Annotated in this window: 11 protein-coding genes; 3 read left to right on the forward strand and 8 right to left on the reverse strand. The window is 65.5% G+C overall.

Going from position 1 to position 15,946, the window contains the following annotated elements; all coding sequences use genetic code 11:
- The first annotated feature begins 48 nt into the window (after positions 1 to 48).
- Positions 49 to 705, forward strand: a complete 657-nt coding sequence (locus AAHK21_RS23970; protein ID WP_102683921.1) for a DUF1345 domain-containing protein — start codon at positions 49 to 51, stop codon at positions 703 to 705.
- On the opposite strand, the gene AAHK21_RS23975 is transcribed toward AAHK21_RS23970, so the two are convergent.
- Positions 622 to 1,851 carry a pyridoxal phosphate-dependent aminotransferase gene (locus AAHK21_RS23975; protein WP_367858557.1) on the reverse strand — a complete coding sequence of 410 codons (1,230 nt, stop codon included), beginning with the start codon at positions 1,849 to 1,851 and terminating at the stop codon, positions 622 to 624. The genes AAHK21_RS23970 and AAHK21_RS23975 overlap by 84 nt on opposite strands.
- 292 nt (positions 1,852 to 2,143) lie before the next feature.
- Between AAHK21_RS23975 and AAHK21_RS23980 the strand changes: the two genes are divergently transcribed.
- Positions 2,144 to 2,407, forward strand: a complete 264-nt coding sequence (locus AAHK21_RS23980) for a DUF1652 domain-containing protein (RefSeq protein WP_367858558.1) — start codon at positions 2,144 to 2,146, stop codon at positions 2,405 to 2,407.
- On the opposite strand, the gene AAHK21_RS23985 is transcribed toward AAHK21_RS23980, so the two are convergent.
- On the reverse strand, positions 2,408 to 4,495 hold the full coding sequence (locus AAHK21_RS23985; RefSeq protein WP_367858559.1) for a putative bifunctional diguanylate cyclase/phosphodiesterase: 2,088 nt from the start codon (positions 4,493 to 4,495) through the stop codon (positions 2,408 to 2,410).
- Between the two features lie 309 nt (positions 4,496 to 4,804).
- Between AAHK21_RS23985 and AAHK21_RS23990 the strand changes: the two genes are divergently transcribed.
- Complete coding sequence (locus tag AAHK21_RS23990) at positions 4,805 to 5,086, forward strand: hypothetical protein (RefSeq protein WP_046855739.1); 282 nt, start codon at positions 4,805 to 4,807, stop codon at positions 5,084 to 5,086.
- 7 nt (positions 5,087 to 5,093) lie between these two features.
- Here AAHK21_RS23990 and AAHK21_RS23995 read toward each other — a convergent pair whose 3' ends face one another.
- From AAHK21_RS23995 to AAHK21_RS24020, 6 genes are all read right to left on the reverse strand, one after another.
- Positions 5,094 to 5,774 (reverse strand): alpha/beta hydrolase, encoded by a 681-nt coding sequence (locus tag AAHK21_RS23995; RefSeq protein ID WP_046855740.1) that lies wholly within the window; start codon positions 5,772 to 5,774, stop codon positions 5,094 to 5,096.
- 116 nt (positions 5,775 to 5,890) lie between these two features.
- Positions 5,891 to 6,700, reverse strand: coding sequence for a substrate-binding periplasmic protein (locus AAHK21_RS24000; protein ID WP_367858560.1), 810 nt, complete (start codon positions 6,698 to 6,700; stop codon positions 5,891 to 5,893).
- 136 nt (positions 6,701 to 6,836) lie between these two features.
- On the reverse strand, positions 6,837 to 8,321 hold the full coding sequence (locus AAHK21_RS24005; RefSeq protein ID WP_046855742.1) for an efflux transporter outer membrane subunit: 1,485 nt from the start codon (positions 8,319 to 8,321) through the stop codon (positions 6,837 to 6,839).
- The gene (locus tag AAHK21_RS24010) at positions 8,318 to 11,428 is read right to left on the reverse strand and encodes a multidrug efflux RND transporter permease subunit (protein ID WP_367858561.1); all 3,111 of its coding nucleotides are present in this window, start codon (positions 11,426 to 11,428) and stop codon (positions 8,318 to 8,320) included. Before AAHK21_RS24010 ends, AAHK21_RS24005 begins: the two co-directional genes overlap by 4 nt.
- Positions 11,425 to 14,523: an MdtB/MuxB family multidrug efflux RND transporter permease subunit gene (locus AAHK21_RS24015; RefSeq protein WP_367858562.1), complete on the reverse strand. Its 3,099-nt coding sequence runs from the start codon at positions 14,521 to 14,523 to the stop codon at positions 11,425 to 11,427. Before AAHK21_RS24015 ends, AAHK21_RS24010 begins: the two co-directional genes overlap by 4 nt.
- Positions 14,520 to 15,800 carry an MdtA/MuxA family multidrug efflux RND transporter periplasmic adaptor subunit gene (locus tag AAHK21_RS24020; protein ID WP_367858563.1) on the reverse strand — a complete coding sequence of 427 codons (1,281 nt, stop codon included), beginning with the start codon at positions 15,798 to 15,800 and terminating at the stop codon, positions 14,520 to 14,522. The genes AAHK21_RS24015 and AAHK21_RS24020 overlap by 4 nt, the downstream gene beginning before the upstream one ends.
- Between the last annotated feature and the right edge of the window lie 146 nt (positions 15,801 to 15,946).

Genomic DNA, 15,946 nt, shown 5'->3' on the forward strand with positions numbered 1-15,946 from the left:
CCGCATCTGGTCTACAGTTGAAGCCACGTTCAACCGCCAAGGGACCGCATGGCCTTCCACCACCTCACCCGCACTCACCCACGCCTGAGTATCGCCACCCTGGCCGGCCTGCTCGGCGGCTGGCTGATCCCCGCCGGCGATACCGTGCAGCACATCCTCGTCGGCTGGAACATCGGCGTCTGGCTTTACCTGGCCATGGTCCTGTGGCTGAGCCTGCGGGCCAATGCCGAGCGGGTGCGCAAGGTCGCCCGCATCGAAGATGAAAACGCCGGCCTGGTGCTGATCACCGTTTGCGTCTCGGCCATCGCCAGCCTGGCGGCGGTCACCCTGCAACTGGTGTCCAGCCGCGGCCTGGAAGGCAGTGCGCTGGCCTTGCACTACCTGTACACCGGGCTGACGGTGGCTGGCTCCTGGTTGCTGATAGGCTGCATCTTCAGCCTGCACTACGCCCGACTGTTCTACACCGGTGACCGCCATGAGCCCCCGCTGCGCTTTGCCGATGGCGAGCGCAACCCGGACTACTGGGACTTTCACTACTTCTCGTTCACCATCAATGTCGCCGTGCAGACCTCCGACATCGGCGTCGGCGGGCGGGCCATGCGTCGGGTGGTGCTGGCCCACTCACTGGTAGGCTTCGTGTTCAATACGGCGATCCTGGGTTTCACCATCAATATCGCGGCCGGGCTGCTCGGCCAGGGCGCGTGAGGCACAGTTGCGGATGCGCTGGCATACCTGTGCCAGCACCTGCGCCTCGAGCACCAATCCCAGCCGCACATGCCCCGCTGCGCTGGGCCCGAAACCATCACCCGGCAACAGTGCCACGCCCTCTTCGTTCAACAGACGCTGGGCGAACGCCTGGGCGCTGAGCCCGGTGCCACGTATATCGAGCATCACGAACATGCCCCCGGCTGGCTGATGTGCATGGATGCCGGGGCAGTCCTCAAGCGAGGCGCACACCCGGTCGCGGCGCGCCCGGTACACCTCACGCATCCGCCGTACCTCATCTTCAGCCTGATCCAGAGCCACGCAGGCCGCCTGCATGACGAACTCCGGCAGGCCGAACAGCATGCTCATGACCAGGGTGCCGAGGTGTCGGGCGAACTCCGGCGGCCCGATCACCCAGCCGACGCGCCAGCCACTCATGGCGTGGGACTTGGACAGGCTACCGATCGACACACAGCGCTCGGCCATACCCGGCAGGCCCAGCGGATTCGGTGCCTCGCCGTCGTACAGCAGTGACTGGTAGACATCGTCGCAGATCAGCCACAGGTCGTATTCCTGGCACAACCGCGCCAGACACTTCAGATCGGCCTGGCCGATTGTCGCACCCGTGGGGTTGTGCGGGCTATTGATCAGCAGCCCGCGAGTGCGAGGGGTTATCGCCCGGGCCACAGCCGCTGGGTCCAGGCGGAACCCCTGCTCCGGCCGCACCGGCACCTGCACGGCGCGCGCGCCGCAGGCACCGAATACCGTGTGATAGGTGACGTACATGGGCTCGGCGACGATTACCTCATCATCGGCCTCGAATAGACACTGGAAGGTTGCGAACAGCCCGCACTGTGCCCCGGCGGTCACCACCACCCGCTCGGCGTCGACGGCCTGCTGGCTGTGGCGCGCAACGGCCTGGCGCAGGGCGAGGCTGCCGCGTACATCGCTGTAATGGGTTTCGCCCTGGCGCAGGCTGGCAATGGCGGCCTCGACCACCGGGGCTGGTGTGTCGAAGTCCGGATCGCCCACCGACAGCAGGAAGATCTCGCGCCCCAGGCGGCGCTGCTCGAGGGCCTGATAGTGGATGTCCCAGGCCGCGACTGCGTGACCGGCGATGCGTTGGGTGAGCGTGGAATACCGCATGACTGTCTCCCTGTCTGCCGGCCTGCACCGCTGGTCCGAAAAGCGCTGACGGTAAACATAGCAGAGCGCTGCTGGCTGCCAGGCGCTGGCCCACGGGGAAAACGTTTGCCTGCCCCCTGCGCGCCCACCGTTCATCGTGACAGGACTGTGACCGCCGTCATGCATTAGTACATCTGCCATATTTTCCAGCGAATACTGCCATGGCAGGTGCTAAGGTTAGAGTCCTGACGGCCAGGACGGCCTAGGCAGTTACCGCTTTGCAATCACCACGTTCACGAACAAGGAGGCTGGCATGAACAAGATGACGTTCCCCAACGCCTGCCAGGTGATGCGTTGGCATTTTCATCCGTTGGGTTTCGAAGCCAGCATGGATGCGCCGCGCAGCATGGTCGCCCGGCTGTTCGACCGGGCCACCGGCGAAACCCTGCTGGCCATTGCCGGCATTCCCTGCGCAACCATCATGCACGCCGCCGATGTCGAGCGGATCATCGAGGCCGTGGAAGCCGAGATGGAAACCTTCGACCTAATGGCCAGCCCGTTGCGCAACGCTGTCTAACTAACCTTCCTGGGCCTGACGCGCCTTGAGCGCCTGCAATCCTTTCATGAACTGCTCGGGCGGCACCGGCTGGCCGAGCAGATAACCCTGCAGCGAATCGCAACCCAGGCGGGTGAGAAAGTCCTGCTGGCCGTTGGTTTCCACGCCTTCGGCGACAATGCGCAAGCCCAGTGCCTGCCCCAGGGCGACGATGGCCGAGACGATCGCCGCGTCATCGCTGTCCTGCTCCAGGTCACGCACGAAGCCGCGGTCGATCTTCAGCTCGTTGGCCGGCAGGCGCTTGAGGTACATCAGGCTGGAGTAGCCAGTGCCGAAATCGTCGATGGACAGGTCCACGCCCATGTCGGACAGGCGCTGCAGCACGTGCAGGCTGGCGTCGGCATCGCGCATGGCGGTGGTTTCGGTGATTTCCAGGGTCAGGCGATTGGGCGGCAGGCTGTTCTCATCCAGTGCGCGGGCCACGCTGTCGACCAGCCCGGTATGGCAAAACTGGATGGCCGACAGGTTGACCGCGATCCGCCACTCTTCATTGCCCTGGTCCAGCCACTGGCGCATCTGCCGGCAGGCCTCACCCAGCACCCACTCGCCGATCGGGATGATCAGCCCGGTCTTTTCCGCAAGGCCGATAAAACGGTCCGGCAGCATCAGCCCATGTTGCGGGTGCTCCCAGCGCAGCAAAGCCTCGGCACCGATGGGCAGGCGCTGCACGGCGTCGAACTTGGGCTGATAGTGCAAGCGGAACTGGCCGTGCTCCAGGGCCGTACGCAGGTCCTGCAACAGTTGCAGCTGCTGGCGCGCGTTACTGTTCATCGACGCATCGAAGAAGCTGTAGCCGTTCTTGCCGGCGCTCTTGGCGTGGTACATGGCGGCATCGGCGTTGCGCAGCAGTTCGTGCTGGTCCAGGCCATTGCCGGGATACAGCACGATGCCCAGGCTCGCCGACAGCTGCAGGTCGTGCTCGGCCACACGGAACGGCTTGGCCATCAGGTTGACCTGCTTGGCCGCGACGTTCATGGCGTCGTCCGGCTCGTCCAGCTCCACCAGCAGCACGAATTCGTCGCCGCCGATGCGCGCCAGGGTGTCCTGGCTGTGCAGGTGACCGCGTAGGCGCGCCGCCACTGCCTTGAGCAACAGGTCGCCGACATGGTGGCCGAAGGCATCGTTGACGGGCTTGAAGCCGTCCAGGTCGATGAACATCAGCGCGAAGCAGCCGCCCTGCTCCGCCACGCGGCCGACGGCCTGGTCGATACGGTCGGCCAGCAGCGTGCGGTTGGGCAGCCCGGTCAGGGTGTCGTGCAGGGCCAGCTGGGTCAGTTCCTGGTTGGCCAGGGTCAGCGAGCGCGCCAATTCCGCCGTGCGCGCCTCCAGCCGGGCGTCGAGCACCGAAGTGAGCAAAGCCACCGCCAGCACCGCCAGGGTGGTGATCAGCACCAGGTAATCCAGGCCGTCGCCCGCGAGCCCCGTGGCCAGTGCGCCGCAGAAGCTGCCCGCCGGGAAGTTGGCCGCCGCCATGCCGGTGTAGTGCATGCCGACGATGGCGATCCCCATCACCACCGCCGCCACGCCACGGATCTGCCGTACATAGGGCGTGTGCTGGCGCAGGCGGAAGGCTATCCATAGCGCCGCCGCCGAAGCCCCCACCGCAATGGCCAGGGAGGCGCCGAACAGCGTCGGGTCGTAGTCGATGCCCGGTTGCATGCGCAGCGCGGCCATGCCCATGTAGTGCATGCAGGCGATGCCGGTGCCCATGATCAAGGCACCGAAGGCCAATTGCAGCCAAGGTAGCTTCGGCTGGCTCACCAGCCACAGGGCGAAACCCGACGAAGCCACCGCGATCAGCAGCGACAGGCCGGTCAGCGCAGTGTCGTAACCCAGCTCGATGGGCAGGCTGAACGCCAGCATGCCGATGAAGTGCATCGACCAGATGCCGATGCCCATGGCCAATGCCCCGCCGCCCATCCACAGGTACACCGCCCGGCCCTTGGCCGTGGCGATGCGCCCGGTCAAGTCCAGGGCCGTGTAAGAGGCAAGGATGGCCACGCACAGCGAGATCAACACCAGCGAGGAGGAGTAGCTACCGATCAGCATTCGCACTTCCAGGAACGAACCGGGGAGGCCCGGGAAAAGCCGATGATTGTACTCAAGCTTTGCTGAAACGCACGGGGTTTTCGCGCTTCTCGATGGATCCAAAAGCTGCTCGCAAGCCCCGCAGTGAAGGGGTTAGAGCCTTTGCGCGAGTAGCTGAAGGCATAATGCCACTTGTCGTTTGCTTCTGCTCATGGCGTTGATCACGGGCAAACCCCTCGATCAGGCATCCCTGACCATGAGAAACACCAAGCCAAGCGAAGCGACTCCGGCTAAGCTCAACACACCACCACGCCGTTCTCGGAGCCTGCAATGGCCACCCTGCCCCGGCATGCAGTGCCGCTCGCCCTGCTCGCCATCACTCTGTCCTTCTCGACCGGTTGTTCGAACAAGCACGCCAGCACCCGCTACGCCGCCCAAGGCTCCAACTGCTATGCCAAGGCGCTGCCCAGCAGCGGCGAAGGCGGCCTGGCATTCGGTCCGACACTGGCCATGGCGAGCAGGAAGTCGCTGGACAGTTGCATGCGCTACGCCGGCAGGTCCGGGGGCACGCCGCGGACCTGCCAGGTCGTCGTGGCCAAGTGCAAGAGCTGAAGCTGAACTAGCCCAGTGCCTCCTCGATCAACGCAGCAACCTCCCGTGCCCGCGAAGCCAGCGACGCATGGCTGGCATCCAGGGTGATGACCTTGCGCGCCTGCAAGCGCGCCGACATCATCTGCTGGTTGGCCGGGGCGATCATGTGGTCCTGGCTGGAAATCTGGTACCAGGCGGGCTTGTGCTTCCAGGCCGGGTCGCTGATGGTGTCGCCAAAGGTGCTCGCCAGCGGCGCCTTCTGCGTCACCGCCATGACCCATGCCTCATCCGCCGACAGATCCTGGCAAAAGCTTTCGTGGAACTTGTCGGCCTTGATCCATAGATAACCATCGCTGTCCGGGGCAAGGTTCGCTGCCGCGACAGGCGGATGCTGCTGCGTCAGCCCACCTGGGCTTTCGCCCGCGTCGGGGGCAAAGGCCGCGATAAAGACCAGCCCCTTCACGTTCGCGGCGTTGCCGGCCTCGGTGATTACCGCCCCACCGTAAGAGTGTCCTACCAGCAGCACCTCGCCTGGCACCTGCGCCACCATCTTGCGGGTGCGCTCGGCATCGTCAGCCAAGGAGGTCAGTGGCAGCTCCACGGCGCGCACGTCTTTGATGCCCTTGCGCGCCAGTTCGACAATCACCTTTCCCCAGTGGGCGGCCCCGCCCCAAAAACCGTGTACAAGCACGACAGTAGGCTTGCTCATGAGAATACCTTCGCGAGAAAACAAGGGTGTGGTTTCGCCCCAACAGCATAGGTGCAGGTAGATGCGGCCTTAGATCAAAGGGATCGGGCGAGGCGCGGGCTAATGCCGCGAACGATTCACTTGCCGGCCTGCTGACGCTGCCAGCGCTCCAGGTTTTCGGCCACCAGTTGTTCGGGCAAGGGCCCTGCCACCAGCTCCCGCATCTTGCGCGCCAGTTGTTCGCGCAGTGCCGGCTGGTTGCAACCCGACTTGTGCGACAGCGCCAGGTACAGCCCTTCGCTGGAGACCGGCGGTTCAAGTACTTCGAGCTCATTTTCCTTGCCCAGCGTGCGCGCCAGGGCCATACCGGGATACTGCTCGAAGATTACGTAGTCGCTGCGCTTGAGCAGCAGCTTCTGGAAGGCCTGGGTAACGCTGGGCACCGCTTCGAGGTCGAGCTGCGCCCGGGCGTAGTCATCGAACGCCTGGCCATGGCTGTTGTTGACCAGCGTCCCGCCACGTCGCCCTTTCAGGTCGGACCAGTCGCTGTAGGCGAAGCCTTCACCCTTGCGCACCCAGACCACGCTGGAATTGAACAGGAAGGGCGGGCTGATGAAGTCGGTCAGCAGTTCGCGCGCCTGGGTGCGAAAGTAGCCGGCGAGCATGTCGATGCGCCCGCTGCTCACTTCCTCCTGCGCCCTGGACCACGGCCCGACATACACCACATCCACCACCAGGCCGAGGTCCTTGGCCACCTGCTTCAGCAGGTCGGCATTGGCGCCGATCAGTTGCGCGGGGTTATGCGGGTCGCGCCAGAGATAAGGTGGGTATTCCGGGTTGCCGGTGGCGGTGAGGTGCTGGCAGTTGTCCGCGGCAGAACCGTGCAGCGGAACCACGGCCAGCAGGCACGACAACCACACAGACAGGCCCAGACAACGTCCGCTCATGGCGTTCCTCGTGCAATGGATTACGCCACCGATAACGTGGCCTTACACAGTTTGCACGAGAAATGGCCGAACGCCACGTGCCATGTGGCGATCTGTGATGCGGTGCAGCGTCACGGGCAAAGACGCCAACAGCAGGTCACTGCTCGGCCAACTCCGTGCGAGCGTCCCAGCCACCGCCAAGTGCCGCGATCAACTGCACGCTCGCCACCAGCCGCCCCTGCAATAGCGTCAACACGCTGCGTTCGCTGCTAAGCGCCGTGGTCTGCACGTTCACCACGTCCAGGTAACCGATCAACCCGGCCTTGTACTGGTTCTCGGTCAAGCGCAACGACTCCCGCGCCGCCTCGAGCGCTTCCTGCCGGACAACGGCTTCGTCGCCGTACACCTTGAGCTGCACCAGGTAGTTCTCCACCTCCTTGAACCCATCGAGCACCGTCTGCCGGTACTGCGCCACGGTCTGGTCGTACACCGCCACGGTGCGGTCGACCTCGGCGCTGCGCTTGCCGGCATCGAACAGCGTCAACGCCAACTGCGGGCCGACGGACCAATAGCGGTTGGGCAGCTCGATCCAGTTGTTGAAGCTGCTGCTGGAATACCCGCCATTCATGCTCAGGGACAGGTCGGGGAAATACGCCGCCCGGGAGACGCCGATATTGGAGTTGGCCGCCATGACCTTGCGCTCGGCCGAGGCGATATCGGGCCTGCGCTCGAGCAACTGCGAAGGCAGCGACACCGGCACCGGCGGCAACGCCGGAATGTCGCGGCTCGCGGCCAAGGCGAAGTCGGCCGGCGCCTTGCCCATCAGCACGGCAATGGCGTTCTCGTACTGCGCGCGTTGCCACGCCAGGTCGATCAGGTCGGCCTGGGTACTCTTGAGCTGGGTACGCGCCTGGGCTACGGCATCCGGCCCGGCAACCCCGGCGCGGTACTGGTTCTCGTTCATCTGCAACGAGCGCTCGTAGGCCGCTACCGTGGCCTCGAGCAGGCGCTTCTGCGCGTCGATCACCCGCAGTTGCAGGTAGTTCTGCACCAGCTCCGACTGCTGGCTCAGGCGAATGGCCGCCATATCGGCGAGGCTCGCCTCGGCACTGGCCTCGTTGGCGTTCATGGCTTCACGCAGCTTGCCCCACAGGTCGATCTCCCAGCTCACACCGAGTTGCGCGTTGTAGGTGTTGCGGATGCCGCTGCTGTTGTTCGACAGGCTCGAGCTGGAGCTCCCGGTGCCCTGGGCCGAACGGTTCTTGCCAGCGGTGAGGTTCAACGAGGGGAACAGCGCGGCGCGGCTGCTGCGCACCAGCGCCTGGGCCTGGCGGTACTGCGCCTCGTACTGCGCCACCGTCTGGTTGCTGCGGTTGAGCTCTTCCACCAGGGCGTCGAGCTGCTTGTCGCCATACAGCTCCCACCATGCCCCGCGGGCGATGGCATCGGACGGGTTGGCCTGGGTCCAGCCCTCGGCCTGCTTGAACTGCGCCGGGGTGCTGATCTCCGGGCGGTGATAGTCCGGGCTCAAGGTACAGGCGCTGAGCATGGCCACGCACAACCCGGCGCTGACCAGGCGCGAGCCGCGCCCTTGGGTCAGCAGCCTGAGGGCACGATGGATTCGGGTGTGGGCAAAGTTCATAGCGGGGTATCCAGGGCAGCGTCGGTGCGCACGCCGCGCCAGCGGTTGAACCGGTGGCGCAGGCGATCGAGGTACAGGTAGACCACAGGCGTGGTGTAGAGGGTGAGGATCTGGCTGAAGACCAGGCCGCCGATGATGGTCAGGCCCAGCGGCTGGCGCATCTCGGCGCCCTCGGCGCGGCTGAGCAGCAGCGGCAGCGCGCCGAGGATCGCGGCCAGGGTGGTCATCAGGATCGGCCGCAGGCGCAGCAGGCAGGCACGGCGGATCGACTCCTCCGGCGACAGGCCTTCATGGCGCTCCAACTGCAGGGCCAGGTCGATCATCAGGATGGCGTTCTTCTTCACCACGCCGATCAGCAGGAACAGCCCGAGCAACGAGATCAGGCTGAATTCGCCACCGGTCAGGTACAGCGCCAGCAAGGCGCCGACCCCGGCCGAAGGCAATGTGGAGAGGATCGTCAGCGGGTGGATGTAGCTCTCGTAGAGGATGCCCAGCACCAGGTACACCAGCACCAGGGCGCCGAGGATCATGAACGGCTGGCCTTCGGCGGTCTTGGTGAAGGCGTCGGCATCGCCACCGAGCTTGGCGATCACCGATTCGGGCAGGCCAAGCTTGGCCACCGCCCGCTCCAGCGCGGCCAGGGCCTGGTCGGGGCTGTAGCCTTCGGCGACATCGAACGAGATGTCCTCGGAGGCGAACTGCCCTTCGTGGCTGACGCGGTCGTTGGCCAGGCTGTTCTCGTAGCGGGCGAAGGTGGACAACGGCACCCGGGCGCCGTCGGCGGTGATCACCTGCACCTGCTCCAGGGTACTTGGGTCCCAAGCGTATTTCGGGTTGATCTCCAGCACCACCTGGTACTGGTTGAGGCTGTCGTAGATGGTCGAGATCTGCCGCTGGCTGTAGGCGTTGTTGAGCACCGCGGTGACCATGTCCATGTCGATACCCAGGCGCTTGGCCTGGTCACGGTCGACCACCAGGGTCACTTGCTGGGTGCCGGCGCCGTCGTGGGCGTCGATGGCGGTCAACTCGGGCAACTTGCGCAGCTCTGCGGTGACCTTCGGGAACCACTCGCGCAAAGCAGCCAGGTCGCCGCTCTGCAGGGTGTAGAGGTACTGCGAGGTGGTCTGGTCGCGGCCGCCGCCACCGAGTTGCAGGTCCTGGTCGGCCATCAGGTACAGGCGCCCGCCGGGGATTTTCGGCAGGTCCTTGCGTAGGCGGTCGATGACCTTCTGCGCGTTTTCCTTGCGCTCGGCGATCGGCTTCAGGCGCACCAGCACGAAGGCGTTGTTGGTACCGCTGTTGCCGCCGATGAAGCCGGCAACACTTTCCACCGCCGGGTCCGCGAGCAGGGCGCGGCGGTAGATCTCCATCTTCGGCTGCATCACCGTGAACGACAGGCCGTCGTCGCCACGGATGAAGCCTTGCAGCTGGCCGGTGTCCTGTTGCGGCATCAGGGTCTTGGGCACCACCACGTACAACGCGATGTTGAGCACGATGGTGGCCAGCAGGCTGAGCAGGGTCAGGCGCCTGTGGCGCAGCGCCCAGCCCAGGCTCTTGTCGTAGCCGGCGACCATGCGCTGGTGGATGCGGTCGCTCCAGCGTTGCAGGCGGGTCTGCTGCTGCGGGCCATGGACCTTGAGCCAGCGCGAGCAAAGCATCGGCGTCAGGGTCAGCGATACCACCAGCGAGACGATGATCGCCGCCGCCAGGGTGATCGAGAACTCCTTGAACAACCCGCGCACTATACCGCCCATGAACAGGATGGAGACGAACACCGCCACCAGCGAGACGTTCATCGACAGCAGGGTGAAACCGACCTCCTGCGCGCCCTTGTAAGCGGCCCGCATCGGGCTCTCGCCCTTCTCGATATGCCGGGAGATGTTCTCCAGCACCACGATGGCATCGTCCACCACCAGGCCGGTGGCGAGGATCAGCGCCATCAGCGACAGGTTGTTCAGCGAGAACCCGCACAGGTACATCACCGCAAAGGTGCCCACCAGCGACACCGGCACCGCCAGGCTGGGGATCAGCGAGGCGCGGAAATTGCCGAGGAACAGGTACACCACCAGGATCACCAGCACCACGGCGATCAGCAAGGTGTGCTCGGCCTCCTTCAGGGTGGCCTTGATCACCGGCGAGCGGTCCATGGCCACGTTGAGCTTGACGCTGGCCGGCAGCAGTGACTGCAACGCCGGCAGCTCGGCCTTGATCTGCTCGACGGTCTGGATGATGTTGGCGTTGGTCTGGCGGTTGACCACCAGCAGCACCGCGCTCTCGTCATTGAAGAAGCCGCTGTTGTAGCGGTTCTCGACGCCATCGCTGACCTTGGCCACGTCCGACAGGCGCAGGATCGAGCCGTTCTGCTGGCGGATGACGATGGGCTTGTAGTCCTCGGCCTTTTCCAGCTGGTCGTTGGCGCGCACCTGCCAGTTGCGTTCGCTGTCCTCGACGAAGCCCATCGGCCGGCGCTGGTTGGCGTTGGCCACCGCAGTGCGCACGTCGTCCAGGGACAGGCCGTACTGGTTGAGCAACTGCGGCTCGAGCTCGATACGCACCGCCGGCAGCGAACTGCCACCGATCTGCACTTCCCCTACCCCGCTGACCTGCGACAGGCTCTGGGACAGAATGGTGTCGGCCAGGTCATACAGCTTGCCCTTGGACAGCACCTGGGAGGTCAGCGACAGCACCATGATCGGCGCCTGGGACGGGTTGATCTTCTTGTAGGTGGGCATGCTGCGCATGCCGCTGGGCAGCAGGTTGCGGGTGGCGTTGATGGCCGCCTGCACCTCGCGTGCCGCGCCATCGATGTCGCGGCCTAGCTCGAAGCCGATGATGACCCGGGTCGAGCCCTGGTTGGAACTGCTGGTCAGGGTGGTAACGCCGGCAATGGCGCCGAGCTTGCGCTCCAGCGGCGTGGCCACGGTGGACGCCATGACCTCGGGGCTGGCCCCGGGCAGGCTGGCCTGCACCACGATCACCGGGAAATCCATCTGCGGCAGCGGCGACACCGGCAGCAGGCCGAAACTCACCCCACCCAGCAGCATGATCGCCAGGCTCAGCAGCATGGTAGCCACCGGCCGGCGAATGAACGGTCCGGACAGGTTCATGCTTCGGCCTGCCGCGCATCGTCAAGCGGGCGCCAGCGACGTGCCAGGCGGTCGAAGTACAGGTAGATGACCGGCGTGGTGAACAGCGTCAGTACCTGGCTCACCAGCAGGCCGCCGACCATCACCAGGCCCAGCGGCTGGCGCAGCTCGGCGCCGGAACCGGTGGCGAGCATCAGCGGCACCGCGCCGAACAGCGCAGCCAGGGTGGTCATCAGGATCGGCCGGAAGCGCAGCAGCGCAGCCTGGTAGATCGCATCACTCGGGCTCATGCCCTGATGACGCTCGGCCTCGAGGGCGAAGTCGATCATCATGATCGCGTTCTTCTTGACGATGCCGATCAGCAGGATGATGCCGATAATGGCGATCATGCCCAGGTCGTTGCCGCTCAGCAGCAACGCCAGCAACGCCCCCACCGCCGCCGAAGGCAACGTCGAGAGGATGGTTACCGGGTGGACGTAGCTCTCGTAGAGCACGCCGAGCACGATGTACATGGTCACCACGGCGGCAAGGATCAGCAGCAAGGTACTCGACAGCGAAGCCTGGAACGCCTCGGCGGCGCCCTGGAAGCGGGTCTGCACGCCGATCGGCATGCCGATCTCCTGCTGCACTTGCTCGATCACCTTGACCGCCTCGCCCAGGGACGCGCCATGGGCCAGGTTGAACGACATCATCACCGCCGGGAACTGGCCAATGTGCGAGATGGCCAGCTGGGCCTGGCGCTGCTCGATGCGCGCCAGGGCCGACAGGCGCACCTGGCCACCGTCGGCGGCCTTGACGTGGACCGCCTCCAGGGCCTGCGGGCCGAGGCTGGCCGCGGTCTGCGACTGCAGCACCACGCGGTACTGGCTGGCCTGGGTGTAGATGGTCGAGATCTGCCGCTGGCCGAAGGCGTCGTACAGGGCGTTGGTGATCTGCGCCACGGTGATGCCGAGGCGGCTGGCCATGTCGCGGTCGATCACCAGGTACACCTGCAGGCCCTTGTCCTGCAGGTCGCTGGCTACGTCCTGCAGCTCCGGACGGTCCTTCAGTGCCTGCACCAGCTTGCCGCTCCACTCGGCAAGCATGTCGGCATCCGGCGAGCTGAGGCTGAACTGGTACTGGGTGCGGCTGACCCGATCCTCGATGCTCAGGTCCTGCACCGGCTGCATGAACAGGCGGATGCCGACCAGCTTGTCGAGCTGCGGCTGCAACCGGCTGATCACCTCGGCTGCCGTCACGTCGCGCTCACCATGGGGCTTGAGGTTGATCAGCAGGCGGCCGCTGTTGAGAGTGGCGTTGTCACCATCCACGCCAATATACGAAGACAGGCTCTGCACCGCCGGGTCCTGCAGAATCACCTCGGTCAGGGCCTGCTGGCGTTGACTCATGGCGGCGAACGAGGTCGACTGCGGTGCCTCGGAAATACCCTGGATCACCCCGGTGTCCTGGGCCGGGAAGAAGCCCTTGGGCACCATCAGGTAGAGCACCACAGTCAGCGCCAGGGTGGCCACGGCCACCAGCAGCGTCAACGGCTGGCGCTTGAGCACCCAGGTCAGGGCACTGGCGTAGTGCTTGATCAGCCAGTCGATCCAGGCGCCGCTGGCACGGTAGAAGCGGCCCTGCTCCTCCTCCTTGGGCTCGCGCTTGAGCAGCCGGGCGCACATCATCGGCGTCAAGGTCAGCGACACCACCAGGGAAATCAGGATGGCCACCGCCAGGGTGATGGCGAACTCGCGGAACAGCCGCCCGACCACGTCGGCCATGAACAGCAGCGGGATCAATACCGCGATCAGCGAGAAGGTCAGCGAGATCAGGGTGAAACCGATCTGTTTCGCGCCCTTGAGCGCGGCCTGCAGCGGTGTCTCGCCCTCTTCTATATGCCGGGAGATGTTCTCCAGCATGACGATGGCATCGTCCACCACGAAGCCGGTGGCGATGGTCAGGGCCATCAGCGTGAGGTTGTTGACCGAGAAGCCGGCCAGGTACATCACCCCGAAGGTGCCGATCAGCGACAGCGGCACGGCGATCGACGGGATGATCGTGGCCGAGACCCGGCGCAGGAACAGGAAGGTCACCATCACCACCAGAGCAATGGCGAACAGCAACTCGTGCTGCACGTCGCGCACGGCGGCGCGGATGGTCTGGGTGCGGTCGGTGAGGACGCTGACATCCAGGCCCGCCGGCAGGTTGTCGGTGATCGACGGCAGCAGCTCCTTGATCCGGTCGACCACCTCGATGACGTTGGCGCCGGGCTGGCGCTGGATATTCAGGAGCACCGCCTCATTCTGGTTGGCCCAGGCGGCCAGGCGCTCGTTCTCGGCGCCGTCGACGATTTCGGCGACGTCCTTCAGGCGCAGCGGCGCGCCATTGTTGTACTTGAGGATGAGGTTGGCGTACTCGGCCGGCGAGCGCAGCTGATCGTTGGCGTCGAGCATCGACACCCGGGTCGGGCCATCGAAGTTGCCCTTGGGCTGGTTGACGTTGGAGGCGCCGATCAGGGTGCGCACGTCGTCCAGATTGAGGCCGTTGGCCGCCAGGGCATCGACGTTGACCTTGATCCGCACCGCCTGGCGCTGGCCGCCGGCGATGCTGACCATGCCGACGCCGCTGATCTGGGCGATCTTCTGCGCCACGCGCGTGTCGACCAGGTCGTTGAGCTTGGGCAGCGGCATGGTCTTGGACGAGATGGCCAGGGTCAGCACCGGCGTGTCGGCCGGGTTGACCTTGTTGTACACCGGTGGCGCCGGCAGGTCGCTGGGCAGCAGGTTGCTGGCGGCGTTGATCGCGGCCTGTACCTGCTGCTCGGCGACATCCATGTTCATGTCGAGGTTGAAGCGCAGGGTCAGCACCGAGGCGCCGCCGGAGCTGGTCGAGGCCATCTGCTCGAGGCCCGGCATCTGGCCGAACTGGCGTTCCAGTGGCGCGGTGACGGCGCTGGTCATCACCTGGGGGCTGGCGCCGGGGTACAGGGTCATGACGCGAATGGTCGGGTAATCGACCTGGGGCAAGGCCGCCACCGGCAGCAGCTTGTAGGCGATCAGGCCGGCCAGGACGATGGCCAGCATGCTCAGCGTGGTGGCGACCGGCCGCAGGATGAACAGGCGCGAGAGGTTCATGCGCCCGCCTTGGAGCCTGGTTCACCGGTCTGCGCCGAGCCCTTGGCGCCCTGCCCCTGCAGGTGCTGGCCTGGGGTGGTCGGCACTTGCGAGCTGTCTTCGACCACCTCGACCTTGGAGCCTTCGCGCAGGCGGTCGGTGCCTTCCAGCACCAGGCGGTCACCGGCGGCCAGGCCCTTGAGGATCACGCTGTTCTCGCCATCGCTGGCTCCGACCTTGAGCGGGCGGATGTTGATCGTGCTCTCGGCGTTGACCACATAGGCGAAGGTGCCGTCATTGCCGAACTGGATGGCCGCGGCCGGGGCCAGTACCACCTGCTTCAGAGTGTCGGCCAGCAGGCGCACATTGACGAACTGGTTGGGGAACAGCGCATGGTCGGTGTTCTGGAAGGTGCCCTTGAACTTCAGGGTGCCGGTGGCGGTGTCGATCTGGTTGTCGAGGCTGCCAAGCACGCCAGTGGACTGCAGCTTCTGATCGCCACGGTCCCAGGCCTCGACCGGCAGGCTGGCGCCGCTGCGGTAGCGGGCGAGCACGGTGTCGAGCTGGGTTTCCGGCAAGGTGAAGGCGACGCTGATCGGCTCGGTCTGGGTGATGATCACCAGCGCCGTGGTGTCGTTGGCGGCGACCAGGTTGCCCAGGTCCAGCTGGCGCAGGCCCAGGCGACCGCTGATCGGCGCACGGATCTGGGTGAACTCCAGGTTCAGGCGGGCATCGTTGACCTGCGCCTGGTTGGTCTTGACCAGCCCCTGGAATTGCCCGACCTGTGCCTCGGCGGTGTCCAGGGTCTGCTTGGCGATGCTGTCTTCGGCATACAGGCCTTTATAACGGGCCAGGTCGACCTGGGCGTTCTTCAGTTGCGCCTGGTTCTGCGCCAGGGTGCCCTCGGCCTGCTGCAGGGCGATGCGGTAGCTGCGCGGGTCGATCTCGGCGAGCAGGTCGCCGGCCTTGACCTGCTGGCCTTCCTTGAAGTGGATCTTGACCAGCTCGCCGGCCACCCGGCTGCGCACGTTGACCGTGTTGGTCGCGGTCACGGTGCCAAGGGCCTTGTAGTACAGCGGGAAGTCACCCACCCGCGCAGGCTCGACGCGCACCGGCACCGCTTCGGTGGAGGCGCCGAAACCCGGCCGCCCGCCCATGCCTTTGCCCGGGCGATGCCCGCCACCCTCATTATGGGCGGTCGTTGCGGGCCACAGCCACCAGGCCAGCAGGGCCACCAGCAGCAGGATCAGCAGGCCGAACAGCCAGCGACGAGGGGAACGGGAATTGGAGGCTTGCATGGGTCGAACGAACCTTGTTCAGAGAATGACGGCGTGGAGAGCGTGAACGATAAGCACTGGCATCGTTTTAGCAAAGGGGCTTTACCAGTGCTTTACCTTCGGCTGACGTTGGCAAAGGCGTGAACTTTAAATGAAAACGGCCTGGA

Origin of the sequence: Pseudomonas sp. TE50-2, assembly GCF_040813665.1 — a bacterium.
In the GTDB taxonomy this organism is placed as follows: domain Bacteria; phylum Pseudomonadota; class Gammaproteobacteria; order Pseudomonadales; family Pseudomonadaceae; genus Aquipseudomonas; species Aquipseudomonas soli.

What these genes read in the sequence shown, in the direction of transcription:
- AAHK21_RS23970 (WP_102683921.1), top strand. Translation starts at nt 49, where the DNA reads ATGGCCTTCCACCACCTCACCCGCACTCACCCACGCCTGAGTATCGCC.
- AAHK21_RS23975 (WP_367858557.1), bottom strand. Translation starts at nt 1,851, where the DNA reads ATGCGGTATTCCACGCTCACCCAACGCATCGCCGGTCACGCAGTCGCG.
- AAHK21_RS23980 (WP_367858558.1), top strand. Translation starts at nt 2,144, where the DNA reads ATGAACAAGATGACGTTCCCCAACGCCTGCCAGGTGATGCGTTGGCAT.
- AAHK21_RS23985 (WP_367858559.1), bottom strand. Translation starts at nt 4,495, where the DNA reads ATGCTGATCGGTAGCTACTCCTCCTCGCTGGTGTTGATCTCGCTGTGC.
- AAHK21_RS23990 (WP_046855739.1), top strand. Translation starts at nt 4,805, where the DNA reads ATGGCCACCCTGCCCCGGCATGCAGTGCCGCTCGCCCTGCTCGCCATC.
- AAHK21_RS23995 (WP_046855740.1), bottom strand. Translation starts at nt 5,774, where the DNA reads ATGAGCAAGCCTACTGTCGTGCTTGTACACGGTTTTTGGGGCGGGGCC.
- AAHK21_RS24000 (WP_367858560.1), bottom strand. Translation starts at nt 6,700, where the DNA reads ATGAGCGGACGTTGTCTGGGCCTGTCTGTGTGGTTGTCGTGCCTGCTG.
- AAHK21_RS24005 (WP_046855742.1), bottom strand. Translation starts at nt 8,321, where the DNA reads ATGAACTTTGCCCACACCCGAATCCATCGTGCCCTCAGGCTGCTGACC.
- AAHK21_RS24010 (WP_367858561.1), bottom strand. Translation starts at nt 11,428, where the DNA reads ATGAACCTGTCCGGACCGTTCATTCGCCGGCCGGTGGCTACCATGCTG.
- AAHK21_RS24015 (WP_367858562.1), bottom strand. Translation starts at nt 14,523, where the DNA reads ATGAACCTCTCGCGCCTGTTCATCCTGCGGCCGGTCGCCACCACGCTG.
- AAHK21_RS24020 (WP_367858563.1), bottom strand. Translation starts at nt 15,800, where the DNA reads ATGCAAGCCTCCAATTCCCGTTCCCCTCGTCGCTGGCTGTTCGGCCTG.